We start from the raw sequence: 15,871 nt of genomic DNA on the forward strand, positions 1-15,871 counted from the left end.
TTTTAGGCAGAAGAGATTTTTGCTTTATTATTTGACTGACACCAGATGGAGGGATGTCCTCGAAGGTGACCTGCGGCAGCATGGAAGCTTTCTCTTTTTAGGCTGATGCCTGGAGAGGGGGACTTTTCTGCTGCAAGGAATGTGTTTCTTTGAATTGCCTTAAGCCTGTTCTAACTGAGAGGAATTCTGCTCCTTTGGATTATCTAAAGCCTGTTATTGCTGAAGGAATTCTGCTCCTTTGAATTGCCTTAAGCCTGTTCTACTAACTGATAAATTTCCGGTAAATTCCTTCCTAATCCATCATAGTCTAAACCATAACCAAGGAGGAACTTGTTAGGCACACTAAAACCTAAATAATCAATCTTGATCGGGTACTTCATCGCTTCTGGTTTAGTAAGCAGAGAAGTCACCAACAGTCTCTTTGGTTGCTGATGTTCTAACTGTGGGAGGAACTGACTCAATGTCTTTCCTGTATCCACAATATCCTCCAGGATCACTACCGTACGGCCAAACAGATCTTCATCCAGACCAATCGCCTGCACTACATTTCCAGTCGACTTCATGCCTTTGTAAGAAGCGAGTTTGATAAACGAGATCTCCGCTTCTATGGTCAGGTATTTAAAAATATCAGCGGCAAACATAAAGGAGCCGTTGAGGATGGCAATGAATAATGGTTTCTCACCTTTCAGGTCGTTGCTGATAGCAGCTGCCAGTTCCTGAATACGCGCCTGCAGCTTATCTGCGTTGATGTAGGGTGTGAATTGCTTGTCATGAACCTGTATAACAGACATGTGTTTCCTTATTTACGATTGTTTAAATTTTTCCTACTAAAAGCCTTTGACCGATTTTAATGTCGTAGGCTTCCAGATGATTCCATTCCCGTAACTGCTCTACGGTTACGTTATAGCGTTTGGCTATGCCATATAAAGTTTCTTTGGAAGTGACGTCGTGGTACAACAAATTACCTACCTGAATAGTTCCCTCAGGTAATCCGTTGGATGTAGGAGGAGGTGGGGCATTGGGTGTGGTGGCTACTGGCTGAGCAGGTGACTGCGTGGCTGGTGCCTCTGTTGGTGTAGCCGGTGATGGTGCTGCTGTAGTAGCGGTAACCGTACCTGTTGCTACCGGTGGTGTTGGTGCTGGTGTAGTAGCGGGTGCATTTGCTACAGGAGCTGCTGGAGCTGTAGCAGTAACCGTACCTGTTGCTACCGGTGGTGCCGGATTGTAGGTAGGTGTTGATGCCTGAGCAGTTGGTGCAGCGGCGGATGTTCCTACACTTGCAGATGCATTTACTAAAGGAGCTGTTGGCGCTGTAGCAGTAACCGTACCTGTTGTTACCGGTGGTGCCGGATTGTAGGTAGGTGTTGATGCCTGAGCAGTTGGTGCAGCCGCGGATGTACCTACACTTGCAGATGCATTTACTACAGGAGCTGTTGGCGCTGTAGCTGTAACTGTACCTGTACCTGTTGTTACTGGCGGTGCCGGATTGTAGGTAGGTGTTGATGCCTGGGCAGTTGGTGCAGAGGCGGATGTACCTACGCTTGCAGATGCATTTACTACAGGAGCTGTTGGCGCTGTTGCTGTAACTGTACCAGTTGCAGCCGGTGCCGGATTATAAGTTGGTGTTGTTTTAGTGGCTGTTGCCGCAGGCTTTGCAGAAGTGCTTGTACCAGCAGGTGTCACCTCTCCTATCTTCTTCAAATCATCCACCATCCCATCAGGCAATTTATTCACCTGCTGTTGTGATTGTGCCTGTTGTTGCTGTACCTGTTGCTGTTGCGCCAACTGTTGCTGACGTTCCATTTCTGTCTTCACATCATCCACTATCTCCTTTGGATTCAGATCTCCTTCTGTCGGATCTTCTACCGGTGCATTCTTCGCCAGTTCAGGTTTTACGCTTGCAAATCCCTGCAGCGCCAGTTTCTGGCCTGCTGCCGGCTCCTCACCTTCCTTCATTTTGTTACGACGGCGTAACCAACGTAACTGTATACCTTCTGCCTGAGAAATATCGTACATGGTTTCACCCTGTTTCACTACGTGAAAATCATTCTTTCCTGACTTCCCTTTTTTCTCCAAAAAGATATAATTACTCTTTGGCAAAGGATCATCATTTTCCAGGTCATTATACTTCACGAGATTACGCAGCTTCACATCCTTTTCACTCGCTAATTGAATCAATGCAGTACCTGCCTGTGCATAAATTACTTTACGACCATTGATTTCAAATATGCCAGTTGGAATAGGCTTATCAGCAGTTGCTGTATTGCCTTTTCCGGTAGTAGTGGTGGAAGGTTTTGTGGTGGTGGAAGCGGAAGTTGATGGCGTAGACCTTGGTAACAGGCCCTCTCCTTCCTTTGTATATTGCTGTAAGTTATAATCTTCAATAACCTTAATCAGCTGCTGAGGATATGTTTTGCTTGTTGCATAACCCGCCTGTTTTAAACCATATGCCCATGATTTATAATCTTCCAGCTGAAAGGAGAAGAGAAAACTATAGCGTGGGTTATTCTTCAGGAAGTCAGAGTGATCCTTGTAAGAATCAGCAGCTGTGGTGTATTTGCGAAAGCATTCCTGGCGGGCGTCGTCATCATAATTCACGGTAGCGCCTGTCCAGTTGTTTTTACATTTGATACCAAAGTGATTATTGGAATTCTGTACCAGCCAGCTATTACCTGACTGTGTTTCCAGGACCCCCTGTGCAAGGGTGATGGAAGCAGGAATTCCACTCCGCTTCATTTCATCGATCGCGATATCCTTATACATCGCAATGTACTGCGGTGTCGACGTGGTCTGCGCTTTCACCAGTGGCATGCAGCCAATTAGAAAACTGACCGTGAAAAAGGCTCTCCTTAGTTGCATGTATATGAATTTAATGGGTTAGTCTTTGTTTTAACTGCGTTTTCTGCGTGTTGGTGAATTTGCCTCAACTCTTTTTCCTGATCATCAGCAATCCGTCTCTCAGGGTGAGCAATAACTGTTCGGAACGCCCATCTGCAGCCACTTTTTCACAAAACCTTAACATCGCCTTCGCGTTATTGCTCTGCTGTGAACTCTCCAGCAAAGTCTCTCCATGAAACATCACATTATCTGCTAAAATGATCCCGCCGGGACGTAATTTTTCCCACACGAGATCATAATATTTCTCATACCCGACTTTGTCTGCATCAATAAATACCAGATCAAATACCTCGTCAAACTGCGCAATAATATCCGCTGCTTTGCCAATATGCATTTTGATCTTATCTGAAAGGCCTGCTTTCTCAAAGTAACGCAGGCACATATCTTCCCTTTCTTCGTTAATGTCTATCGTATGCAATACACCTGTAGGCGTGAGGCCCTGCGCCAGGCAAATGGCGGAATATCCTGTATATGTCCCTAGTTCCAATATCCTTTCCGGGCGCAGCATATGGCTAACCAGGCTAAGGAACTGCCCCTGCAGGTGACCACTCAGCATATGTGGCTGCTCTACCTTCAGATTTGTTTCCCTGTTCAACTGTCGCAACACCTCGCTTTCCGGGGTGGTGTACTTCTCTGCAAACGCTTCCACGTTGGTTGGAATTATATCCATTTACGCTTAATTTTTGCAAACCTACAGAAAATACCGGGAAGGAATGCGGTTTTAGAAGTTCGGCCGCAGCTTGTTGGTGGTGTAGAATACCCTAAAATACTCTACTACCTCGTCAGCAGTATCGAATAACTTTAAGAGTCCCAGGTCTTCAGGAGCTATATTGCTTTCCTTTTCCATCATGGTGGTGCGGATCCATTCCAGCAAGCCACTCCAATATTCCTTGCCTACCAGTACCATCGGCGTTTCTGTCATCTTCTTGGTCTGGATGAGGGTGGCTACTTCAAAGAATTCATCCATGGTACCGAAACCACCTGGCATCATGATAAAGCCCTGGGAGTACTTAGTAAACATGACTTTACGAATAAAGAAGTAGTCGAAATGGAGGTTTTTGTCGTGGTCTACGTATGGATTGGGGAACTGCTCGTGTGGCAGGGTGATGTTTGCACCTACTGATTTACCCTTTGCTTCCTGGGCACCGCGGTTGGCAGCTTCCATAACGCCGGGGCCACCGCCGGTGATGATACCGAAACCTTCGTCGGCCAGGCGACGGCCTATTTCGTGGGCGAGTTCGTAATATTTATTGCCAGGCTTGGTTCTGGCAGAACCGAAAATGGAGATGCAAGGACCCATTTTGGCCATGGCCTCGAAGCCTTCTACGAATTCGGCCATGATCTTAAAAATCTGCCAGCTGGAATGTGCTTTGGTTTCTGTCCAGTCCCTTTCTTTCAAATTCATTAAACGATCGTTCATTATAGCTATGGATTTTTTTATATAAGCTAAAATACGGAGAATTTGGGATTAGGGGTGTGATATGGGACAGGCTAAAAGTGGGTTTTTCTCATATGAGTAATATGAATAAGGGGAATTGGCCTGCGGCAGCATAGAAGAGGCGTTTTTGAATCTAAGGGACTGAAGAGAAAGGAAGAGACAATCCTCAGGCTGATTCCAGGAGCAGGAAGAGGCGTTTTTGAATCTAAAGGACTGAAGAGAAAAGAAGAGACAATCCTCAGGCTGATTCCAGGAGCAGGAAGAAGCATTTTTTAATCTAAAGGACTGAAGAGAAAGAGGAGGAAAGGGGCCTTATATTACCCTAAATAGTTAATTCCATTTGAACTATAATAACAATAAGCTTAAGGAAGCAGGTAACTTGAAAGAAACCCGCTTAACATTTAACACGTTATGAACATGCAGCAGCCATAAGGCCTACCGCACTACCTTAAATATCTTTATGCTGGATTGACACAATCACTAAGTATATAGCATAACAAAAAACAGCACAGGTGCTGGTCACTTCGGGTTTTTCCTCAAATAATAATATGCTCTCTGCCGCAGCAGCTTTGTGTACAGTACAATGCCTTCATCCTAACGTGGTTTATCCTTTTGGCCAGGCAACGTGGAAGGCCAATTTCTACAAAAATTACTGATAATAACCCATAAAAACAATTATGACGCTGAAATAATCATGACAGCTGTGATAACAAATTAAATAACCGTGTCAATCCTACAATTTATCTACGCTAAAATACAGCTGGTAAAGGGAAATAAAAAAAGGCCAACCAGAAAACCAGTCAGCCCTTCTTACGAATTTAATAGGATTACAACCCTAACGTAGCTCCTACCCGCAGGATCAATCCATTCGAATAAGGTGATCTGCTATCCTGTATTACATCATACAATGCCATGATATTGATAGCCGCCTTGTCACTGATCGGTTGTACATAACCTCCACCCATCAGCAAACTCGGTACCCCATAATGATCTGAATACGTCTCCTTTGGATCATACAGCGTTGTCTTTACATTGATAAAGTTATATTCAGGCTGTATATGGATAAACATGAAATCAAAAGGATAAAAACGCCCCCAGAGCCCGCCACCTAATATTGAATACTGGTTACGCTGAGAGGTGGTACCATCATAGTAACGGAAGCGCTCCGAACCGTACTGTGCATTGAGTGCCACACCTGCTGCAAACATTTGATTAATACGCAGACCTATCAATGGAGAAAAATCAATATTGGTATAATCCCCAAAAGCAAGACCTACTGACCCACCAATCATAAGACGGGATGCGTCGAATTCTTTCTTTCTTGCGGTGTCTGTTTTGTAGTACTGTGCCTGCGTAAGTTGCACGGTAACTAACAGGAATAAGCAAAATAATAATCGTTTCATAGTATACTTTGAGTATTATTTGATTGTTGAAACCACCAATAGTTTAACGATGGTGATAAGCAGCAAGTTACTGCATTTGGATATAATGAAAAAACCGCTTTTACCTGTGGTAAAAACGGTTTTTCAACATTAAAATATCATTAGAAACTAGGACAAATCGTCATGCGTTTTGCATTGCTAAATGACCTGTTCGTATACAATCCTGTATATACAATCCCTATCTCATAAGCGCCCCTGTGGCTATTTGCAGCAGCAAGCGACGACATCGTTGCATCGTAACTAAACATCATCTTCACTCCTTTCAACTGATATCCCACCAGCAATACTGCCGCATCTTTTACCCGATAATACGCCCCACCATACAACTGTGTCTCCCCATGCTCTGAAAGATTATACGCCAGGTGACCACCCATCACTACCTCATTCGATCCCGCCTGTCTTGCATAATAAGCCGAAGGGTTAATAATCACCTTATCACTCATCTTTATGCTGGCATTGATAAAACCTGTATAGAGCCTTGGAATGATGGTATTGCCTTCATAAAAAGTCTCACGTGGCTTATTCACATGCTGTGCGGATACACCTGCATTGATGTAAATATTTTCTGTTGGGAAATATGCATAGTTCATACCCACCTGCATATCATAGTAAGTCACACTCGTTGCACTGAAAGGCTCTGATGTCGGCACCTGGGCATCAAAGAATTTTCCATTCCACTGATCGCCAAATGTCAGTTTGGTTACATCCACTCTCTTGTTTGCACTACCCACATTAAACCCTAATGACAACAAACTACTCTGGCCCAACAACTGGTGATATGCGACAGACGCATACGCCTTTGTAGAAGTCAGATTGCCCGAACCTGCTACATCACGCAACAGCACACCTCCCACGCCTACCCAGCCATATTCCAGCTTGTCGCGAAACAACTGAAAATCGCCAAATGCAGACATGGTTCTATAGGGGACAGGTATACTCGCCCACTGATCGCGGTAAGTAACTCCCAACCGGTAGTTACCATCGGGTATAAAACCTGTATTGGCCGGGTTAGTCAGCAATGGTGCATTGAAGTACTGCGAGAAATGCATGTCCTGTGCATTTCCCTGTAATGCTGTTCCCAACAGCATTATACAACCCGCGATAAATTTTACAAACTGCTTCATGTACGTCATCTTAACAAGGTTACACTACCGTTCTTTGTCGCCGAAGTGCCATCATTGAACTGTACATTGATGACAAAGGCATAGGCATCCATTGGCTGAATAGATCCAGCGTATACCCCGTTCCAGCCAATATTCGCATCATTCGTTTCGAATACCAACCGGCCTACGCGGTTATAAATTTTCATGTTGAACTTAGAGATACCAAATCCTTTCACAAGGAACACATCATTCACCCCATCTCCATTCGGAGAGAAAGCGGAAGGAATATCGAACAATGGTATCACGATCGCACTTACCTGCTTCACAGCTGTATCCTTACATCCTGCTGCATTTACAGCTATCAGTGATACATCATACACGCCTGTTGAATTATACTGATACACCGGGTTCGTTGTTGTAGAACCATTGCCATCTCCATATTCCCAGTCGAAACTGATCGCATCTGCAGAAGATTGATTCGTAAATGTAACCGGTGTATTCTCTATCGGTGTCACCGGCGAATATGTAAAGTCCGCTGTTGGTGCATCGAATACATGTATTGTAACGGTGGTATCATCCTCCTTGTTACAGGTGTTGTTATCTACCACATGCAGACTGATGGTATACTCACCTGCTGTATAATAAGTGTGTGTTGGATTTACATCTGTCGATGTACCGCCATCACCAAAGTCCCAGGTAAATGTTTCACCACCAGATGTTGTGTTATTAAAGTCCAGTGTTGCAGGTACACAACTACTGTCTGCCACAATGAACGATGCTTTCACATTTGCCGCTACGCGCAGTGTCACTGTATCTACATCCGGGGCATTACAATAGTTTGTATCTACGAGTGTCAGCGTTACATTGTACACACCTTCTGCAGCAAATGAATGTGCATATGGGAAGTCTGATGGGCCTACTGTCACTGGTGCAGTACCATCACCAAAATTCAATGTGAATGAATTGCTCTGATAAGGTTTGGGTGGTGTGCTCACCAGGTCAAAAAGGTAACTCAGCGATTCACATGGTGGTTGTCTGGCCGCTGTCATGTCGAATACCGCTTCGTCTGTTCTGATACGCAGTTCCAGTGTAGACGTATCACAACCATTACAACTGGCCGGATCACATTTGATCAGGGTCACTGTATAGTTCCCTGAATTATTGTAAGTATGTGTCACTGTATCATCAGTACCGGTAACGGTTGTTCCATCACCAAAGTTCCAAGTCCAGGTCACTGCACTTGTACCCGTTGTATCTATGAATGTTATGGTGGCGGGCACACAATAATTTGTTTTTCTATCTTCTGTTTTGATACCTGCTCTTACCCCATCGAGATTGAATGCAATCTTCAAACAACCCAGGTTACACTTATCATCAGGTGGTGCTGTCGTAGCATATGCTCCGGGTGTAGTGGGGTACCTTGGCCTGTAGCTGGTACCTGTTCCACACCATGCACAAATACCCTGGTAGATCACCCCATTTCTGTCGAAACGGCTGGTACCACCATCCACGTGTTCGTATGTACCATTTCCTCCAAAGTAGCTACCAAAGAGGATATCCGTTGCATCTTTTTGCAACACGAAGAAGTAAAAATCCTGACTATCCGTGGTACGTTGCAATGGATTTTTGATCGGCATTCCACTCGTATTCGAGTTAGGATAACGCAGACTCACATCAATACCACCACCCCATCCGGATACATACACATTCTCGCAACGATCTACCAGAAAGGCTACCGGCGAAATACTAGGCGTGGAAGCGGATTTACCAAATGTGGTACTGTATACAAATGCAGACAAGTCAGGTTGCAGTTTTGCAATGAACTGCCTGGAATTATCATTGTAGAAAGAGGTCGTACCTGTAGGTTGTACCACCGGCCAGGTGCCTTCTGTTGTACCCATGATGTACACAAAACCTTTGTCATCCATCTGTATGCCATATACCTGATCGGCAGCGGCAGTAGAAGCACCCATGTAGGTACTTTGCGTGATGGTCTTACCGTCTGTTGTGATGTGTGCTATCCAGCCATCACATGCACCACCTTTGTAGGATGTATAAAGTGTACTTCCTTTGATAGGAAAATCGGTACTGGCAGTACCCCCTGCTACATACAGACTGCTGGTGCCATTCAATGCTAATACAAATGCTGCATCTTCATTGCTGCCACCTATAAATGTAGCCCATACCATATCTGTACAGGTAGGATTCAATTTCATAATCACGCCATCCTGTTTACCACCAAAAGTGGGTTGGAGTACGCCTGTTGTCACCGGAAAATTACTACCGCGGGTACAGCTGGCTACGTAGATATAACCGGCATCGTCAATCACCACTTCACTACGTGCATCATCGCCATAGTTGCGGAGTAGTAAACTTGAACCCTGCGTTCTGTCTTCACGAATATTCACCCCATCATCAGAAGAGGACCCAATCATCAAAGAACCGATATAAGCTGAACCATCTGCATTCAGTTTTGTCACGACGATATCCCAGCCACCCTGTGTACCAATCAATTTGGAATAAGGATAGTCGGTTGAGGTCGTTCTGCCTGATATAACGAGGTTATTATTTGCATCTACGAATAAGCTATGTGGTTGTTCCTTGCCGCTACCACCAAGATATGTGGCATAAATTAACTGACGGCCATTGGAACTGAATTTACTGATGCCGATATCGAATGTACCACTGTGGTTGTACTGTGTCTGAAAAGCACCGGTAGTAACAGGATAACCTGTGCCGAACACGATACCGCCTCCATAAAAATTACCCGCACCATCGTAGGTAGCGGTAAAGCCCCAGTTGTCAGCTGTAGAACCGGATACGGTAGAGAAGATATAACTCGGATCAATGATGAGCGGATATGCCTTGTTGTAATCACCGCTAACTTTATATTTCAGTTTATCGCCACTCAGGGAGTAGGATACTTTTACTGTTACACGTTCGTTGTCGATATACTGATAAGCCAGCGGCATCTGTTCTGTCACCGTACCTACTGAGGTAGTGATGATCAGGTTTCCTTTCTTCACTTCCACTTTATTGGCGCCGGAATATTGTAACTGTACCTGTGATGGATCTGCACCGGGTTGTACAATCAGGTCATATTTCAAAACACCTGCATCTGAATACACCTGCATATCAATACCGGTGTACAGTGATTTGTAATTGACCAATCCATAAGATTTTACATGAGAGGCCCATTTAGACTTATCATTTCCGATCAGGTAATTGGAGTAGCTGTCTGCTGCTTTATCTGCGGAGATCTCAGGATTGTTGGCATTTAAGAAGGTCACTTCGTAAGCATGGCTTCTGATCACAGGGAGGGAATCGGAAGTATTGCTGGTGGAAGAGGATGAAGAACGGGATACAGAGCTGGTGCTGGTGGTCACTGTACCCGGAACGAATTGCCACGTGGTATCGTTGGTGCGGGCATGACCGTGCATTTTTTCAGCCAGTGCAAACATGTCGTCTTTGTTCTGTAATAAGAACATAAAACTGGTGCGCTTCAGGAATACGGCGCCACCACCCATATCTGCTTTGTATAGGAAATCGCCTGTCCATTGCCCTTTATTCTCTGTGAATTGCAGGGCTCTGCTATAATACATTTCCTGCGCTGTCGCCGTCTGTGCCATTACACGTTCGCCTACAAAAAGCGAAATTATAAAAGCTAAGCAGCCTATAGGGAAACTACATTTCATCCGTATTGTATATTTCTTGTTTTTATCCACTGGGATATCAATGGATAAGGAGTATTTTGTTTCTGATCAATGTCTCTAAGCTTTAACGCAGACGTCGGTACATATGTTACCGCAATAACAGCGCCAACCTTTAGTATAGTATTATCCCAACCTTCCAGCTACGGGAATTTAGATAGCCCCCCCGGGGGAGTTTAAGTTAAACTTTCTATTATACCAGTAAACCGGGGCTCATTTATAGATAAACGTAAAAACCCGGCAGTAAATTTTGCATTCTCAAGTTATTTTCCTGGGTAACGGGTCAGGAGATTTTGCTCCACTGTGATTTCCCTTGCTGCACGGCCAGATAATGCTGTAACGCCTGATTTTCAGGCAATGTAAGATCGGGATCTTCCTGTAAAATTTTCTCTGCGCTGGCACGGGCGGCTTCGAGAATGGCTTTGTCGGCCACGATATCAGCCAGTTTTAAATCCAGTATCCCACTTTGGCGGGTACCTTCTATATCACCGGGACCTCTCAGTTCCATATCTTTTTCTGAAATAAGGAATCCATCGTTGGTTTGTACCATTACATTGATACGTTCTTTTGAGTCAGCCCCCAGTTTGTTGCCTGTCATGAGGATACAGTAGGACTGCTCTGCGCCCCTACCCACGCGGCCTCTGAGCTGGTGCAGCTGGGAAAGGCCGAATCTTTCCGTACTTTCTATCACCATTACAGAGGCATTGGGTACGTTTACCCCTACCTCTATCACAGTAGTAGCCACCATGATCTGGGTGTCGCCGGTTACGAAACGATGCATATTGGTTTCCTTCATATCCACCGGTTGCTTGCCATGTACCATGCTGATAAAGTACTGTGGTTCCGGGAAGAAAGCCTTGACCTCTTCATAACCTTTCATGAGATTCTCATAATCAAGGGTTTCAGAGTCTTCGATCAATGGGTACACAATGTATGCCTGGCGGCCCTTTTTGATTTCATCTTTGATAAAATTCATTACTGAAGGGCGCTGCCATTCTGTACGGTGTACTGTGGTGATAGGCTTACGGCCGGGAGGTAGTTCATCTATGACAGACACATCCAGGTCACCGTAAACGGTCATGGCCAGTGTACGGGGGATGGGTGTTGCTGTCATAACAAGGATGTGTGGAGGCATGGTGTTTTTTTGCCATAACCTTGCGCGCTGTGCTACCCCAAAACGATGTTGTTCATCTACGATGGCGAGGCCCAGGTTGCGGAAAACCACCTGATTTTCCAGCAGGGCGTGGGTGCCGATAAGAATTTGTATGTTTCCTTCTTCTGTATCTTTTAAGATCTGCTTGCGGGCTTTGCCTTTTACATTGCCGGTGAGCAGTGCGACTTTCAGGTCCATTTTTTCAAGGAGTTCAGCAATGCTTTTGTAGTGCTGCTGTGAGAGGATTTCGGTGGGTGCCATAAGGCAGGCCTGAAATCCGTTGTCGATGGCGAGGAGCATAGTCAGCAGGGCTACCATGGTTTTGCCGCTACCTACATCTCCCTGCACTAACCGGTTCATCTGACGGCCGGTGGCGGTGTCCTGCCTGATTTCCCTGAGTACTCTTTTTTGTGCGCCGGTCAGAGAGAACGGGAGATGTTCGTTGTAAAAAGCATTAAACGTATCACCTACGCTTGTGAACAAAAATCCGTGTGAGGCAGCTTGCCTCCTGATCTTGAGCCGGCAGATGCGGATCTGGGCCAGGAACAGTTCTTCAAATTTCAGTCTTCTTCTGGCCTGTGCTGCATCCTCTTCGCTGGCAGGGAAGTGAATTTTGAAGAAGGATTTTGATCTTTCCATCAGCCGGTATTGGTGAATGACCGGGAGTGGGATATTTTCAGGGATCTCGCGCGGGGACAATTGTTCAAGCAGATTTTTAGTGAGCTTGCCAATAGCCTTTGCAGTTAATCCCCTGGCTTTTAATTTTTCGGTGGTGGAATAGACAGGTTCCAGCGTTGGTTTGCCGGTGACGGTTTCTTCTGTGACCAGGTCCATTTCCGGGTGGGACATTTGCAGGTAGCCGTTGAATACGGAGAGGCGTCCGAATACAAGGTAGTTGGCGTGTTGCTGGAGGGATTTCTCCATCCATTGGTGTCCCTGAAACCAGACGAGAGGTATTTCGCCGGTGTCGTCGCGCAAAGTGGCGACGAGGCGTTTTGCACGTTTTTCGCCGACGGTTTCAATGCTGGTGATGCGGCCTTTGATCTGCACGAAATCCATTTGAGCATGGAGGCTGATGATTTTTTCCACTTTGGTACGGTCTACGTAGCGGAAGGGGAAATAACTCAGCAGATCCCTGAAGGTGTGGATACCGGCTTCTTTGCGCAGGAGTTCCCCCCGTTGAGGGCCGACGCCTTTCAGGTACTCTATTGGATTGGATAATATGGCAGTTCGAATGGAGGCTTCCATGATGAAATACAAAAATAGCGGAAGTCGCGCCTTTAAAAAAGCCATTTATCCAATTGGCGGAAAAGCTGTTTATCCAATTGGCGAAAATCGAGGATTTGCTTTCAGCAAATCCTCGATTTTCGCGAGCAGGCAATTGAATTTTGCCAGAGGCAAAATTCAATTGCCTGAAAAGACTGGAGAAGACTGGAAATTGCCGGAAATACAAAAGAGCGAACTAAAGCCCCTTCGCAGGTTCTTTTAGTTCGCTCTTTAAAATTTATTCTTATTAAAGAATTACTCAGCTTCCACCTTCCCTTCTACAAACTGCTTCATCCACTCAGTAGTAACACTCTTTGGTCTTTCGAGAGAGAAACCAAGTGCACGATCCCAACAAAGCGAGGCTAAAACTCCCAATGCGCGGGATACACCAAACAATACTGTATAGAATTCATACTCTACCAAACCATAATGTACCAACAGTGCACCAGAATGTGCATCTACGTTAGGCCATGGGTTCTTTACCTTACCCAGATCTTCCAGGATCGGTGGTACAGTTTCATATACATTCCATACAATATTCACCAGTTCATCATCAGCCAGATGTTTCTTTGCAAACTCCATCTGTGCTGTGAAACGAGGATCTGTTTTACGGAGTACGGCGTGACCATAACCTGGTACTACCTTACCATCTGCAAGGGTTTTGCGTACATATTCTTCAATCTGTTGTTTTGAAGGATTTGATACACCCAGTTCCTCACGCATCTTCAGGATCCACTTAATCACTTCCTGGTTAGCCAGGCCATGCAATGGACCTGCCAGACCATTCATACCTGCAGCAAATGACAGATATGCATCGCTCAGTGCAGAACCTACCAGGTGAGTGGTATGCGCACTTACGTTACCACCTTCGTGGTCAGCGTGAATCACCATGTACAAACGCATCAGCTCACGGAAGGCCTCATCTTCATAACCCAGCATGTGTGCGAAGTTACCAGCCCAGTCCAACAGACCATTTGGCTGAATATGTACATTGTTCTTGTATTTACGACGGTATATATAAGCAGCTATACGAGGCAGACGGGCAATGAGATCCATTGTATCGTCATACATATAGCTCCAGTAATCTTTTTTATTGATACCTTCTGCATAAGCTTTGGCAAAAGCAGATTCTGTCTGCAACGCCATCACCCCTACAGTGAACATGGTCATTGGGTGGGTACTCACAGGCAATGCATCGATCGCAGCAAATACGTGCGTAGGCACATGCGAACGACGTGCAAACTGGGCGGATAAATACTGTACATCTGCTTCGGTGGGCAACTCTCCTATTAACATCAAATAAAACAGTCCCTCCGGTAATGGCTCCTCTCCGCCTTTCACTTTCGGCAGTTTTTCGCGCAGCTCAGGAATGCTGAAGCCGCGGAAGCGGATACCTTCATTTGCATCCAGTAACGAAGTTTCTGTAACCAAACCGGTAATACCGCGTTGTCCCTGGTACACCTGTGCTACTGTTACATCCTCAATTTTTCTGGTTCCGTGGTTTTTAACAAGGTCTTTAATCTCAACGTTCAGCTCATCGGCCTTGACCTTAAATTTTTCTTTTATATGACCCATTTTAAACTGTTAATTGGTAATGATAACAAAAAGACGATCAATTGTCAAAAGTAATGATTTGTTAATGAACTTAACATTAATATGATCAGCCTGAAAGAGGCGATAATTCATGCGCAAAAATGTAAACTACTGGCTATCAAAATACTAACAAGTAAATAATCCTACATTCACTAAATATTAAAGAAATGTGAATTTTTTACTTCGGTGCCTTCATATACAGGTAGAATCCCAGTCCGCCGAATACGAAATTGGGAATCCATACTGCCAGCAATGGGTTTAGGTTCGCTTTGATGGAAAATACGGTGGAGAACTGCAACATAATGATGTAGGTTGCACTGATAACGATACCTACAGCCAGGTGCAATCCACTACCTCCACGAACTTTTTTGGAACCGATGATGCCTCCGATCAGGGAAAGGATCACCACTGCTGCGGATGATGCGGTACGACGATACTTTTCCACATAGAATACGTTCAATCCTTCTGCCCCGCGCAGGTTTTCCCTGTCAATGTAACGGGTCAGCTCCGGGGTGGTCATGGCTTCCTGCATGTTCTTTTCTTCATGCATTTCGGCAGGATTCAGGGCCAGCTTGAGTATGGTATCCCTGGTTTTATACCAGGTCTCATGGAGGCCATTAATTTTACGAATCGTTACAAGGTTGAGTTTCCACACTTTTTTAATGGAATCCCATTCAATTCTTTCTGATCTCAGCTTCATACGCAGGTCCTGGCCATGAACGTCTTCCAGTTCGAAGTTACCACCACTCTTGTAGTTGGGGTCATAAGATCCGAAGGTCACGTAAGTAAAGCTATCGATACGGATACTCTTATCGTACATGCTTTCTGACGCTTTCTTCTTGTTTACGTATGTGTTTTCAAACTTGGTACGGACCTTATTTGCAATCGGTACGGTCCAGAAGTTACCCAGCCACAGAATACCACCAAACAGGATGGCTCCCATCCAGTAAGGGCGAAGGAAACGTCTGAAACTCACCCCACTACACAGGATGGCTACGATCTCTGTACGATATGCCATCTTGGACGTGAAGAAAATTACGGAAATAAATATAAAAAGTGGGAATAAGAGCGCTGCAATGTGCGGAATAAAGCCAAAATAGTAGTCTACGATGATCCGGTAAACAGATAAGTTACTGTTCATGAAGTCATCTATCTTCTCGGTAATATCTATCACGATAGATATGATGAGCAGGATAGAGAGTGAATAAATGAAGGTACCTATGAACTTACGTAGTATATACCAATCTATTTTAGTAATCATATGGCGG

11 protein-coding genes are annotated in these 15,871 nt (G+C 45.0%); 1 reads left to right on the forward strand and 10 read right to left on the reverse strand.

Translation table 11 applies throughout. The annotated features are described in order from the left end of the window. Positions 1-248: 248 nt before the first annotated feature. The 8 genes from hpt to recG all read right to left on the reverse strand — a co-directional run bounded on the left by hpt (position 249) and on the right by recG (position 12,992). Positions 249-791, reverse strand: coding sequence for a hypoxanthine phosphoribosyltransferase (gene hpt, locus QQL36_RS01110; RefSeq protein WP_083726291.1), 543 nt, complete (start codon positions 789-791; stop codon positions 249-251). Between the two features lie 22 nt (positions 792-813). After that, positions 814-2,859 carry a glucosaminidase domain-containing protein gene (locus QQL36_RS01115; protein WP_321568627.1) on the reverse strand — a complete coding sequence of 682 codons (2,046 nt, stop codon included), beginning with the start codon at positions 2,857-2,859 and terminating at the stop codon, positions 814-816. A 64-nt stretch (positions 2,860-2,923) separates the two neighbouring features. Then, on the reverse strand, positions 2,924-3,568 hold the full coding sequence (locus QQL36_RS01120) for an O-methyltransferase (protein ID WP_321568628.1): 645 nt from the start codon (positions 3,566-3,568) through the stop codon (positions 2,924-2,926). Between the two features lie 51 nt (positions 3,569-3,619). Beyond that, positions 3,620-4,318 carry a TIGR00730 family Rossman fold protein gene (locus QQL36_RS01125; protein WP_083726297.1) on the reverse strand — a complete coding sequence of 233 codons (699 nt, stop codon included), beginning with the start codon at positions 4,316-4,318 and terminating at the stop codon, positions 3,620-3,622. 845 nt (positions 4,319-5,163) lie between these two features. After that, positions 5,164-5,739, reverse strand: coding sequence for a hypothetical protein (locus QQL36_RS01130; protein ID WP_143708975.1), 576 nt, complete (start codon positions 5,737-5,739; stop codon positions 5,164-5,166). 140 nt (positions 5,740-5,879) lie between these two features. Next, the gene (locus QQL36_RS01135) at positions 5,880-6,902 is read right to left on the reverse strand and encodes a PorP/SprF family type IX secretion system membrane protein (RefSeq protein WP_083726333.1); all 1,023 of its coding nucleotides are present in this window, start codon (positions 6,900-6,902) and stop codon (positions 5,880-5,882) included. Between the two features lie 5 nt (positions 6,903-6,907). Next, positions 6,908-10,576 carry a PKD domain-containing protein gene (locus QQL36_RS01140; protein ID WP_143708976.1) on the reverse strand — a complete coding sequence of 1,223 codons (3,669 nt, stop codon included), beginning with the start codon at positions 10,574-10,576 and terminating at the stop codon, positions 6,908-6,910. Between the two features lie 298 nt (positions 10,577-10,874). Then, positions 10,875-12,992: an ATP-dependent DNA helicase RecG gene (gene recG, locus QQL36_RS01145; protein WP_321568629.1), complete on the reverse strand. Its 2,118-nt coding sequence runs from the start codon at positions 12,990-12,992 to the stop codon at positions 10,875-10,877. Here recG and QQL36_RS01150 point away from each other — a divergent pair. Then, positions 12,991-13,233: a hypothetical protein gene (locus tag QQL36_RS01150; protein WP_321568630.1), complete on the forward strand. Its 243-nt coding sequence runs from the start codon at positions 12,991-12,993 to the stop codon at positions 13,231-13,233. The genes recG and QQL36_RS01150 overlap by 2 nt on opposite strands. 32 nt (positions 13,234-13,265) lie before the next feature. Here QQL36_RS01150 and QQL36_RS01155 read toward each other — a convergent pair whose 3' ends face one another. Then, positions 13,266-14,585 (reverse strand): citrate (Si)-synthase, eukaryotic, encoded by a 1,320-nt coding sequence (locus tag QQL36_RS01155; protein WP_321568631.1) that lies wholly within the window; start codon positions 14,583-14,585, stop codon positions 13,266-13,268. Between the two features lie 196 nt (positions 14,586-14,781). Next, positions 14,782-15,864 carry an LptF/LptG family permease gene (locus QQL36_RS01160; protein ID WP_321568632.1) on the reverse strand — a complete coding sequence of 361 codons (1,083 nt, stop codon included), beginning with the start codon at positions 15,862-15,864 and terminating at the stop codon, positions 14,782-14,784. Positions 15,865-15,871: the final 7 nt, after the last annotated feature.

The organism is Chitinophaga sp. LS1, from assembly GCF_034274695.1.
GTDB lineage: Bacteria > Bacteroidota > Bacteroidia > Chitinophagales > Chitinophagaceae > Chitinophaga.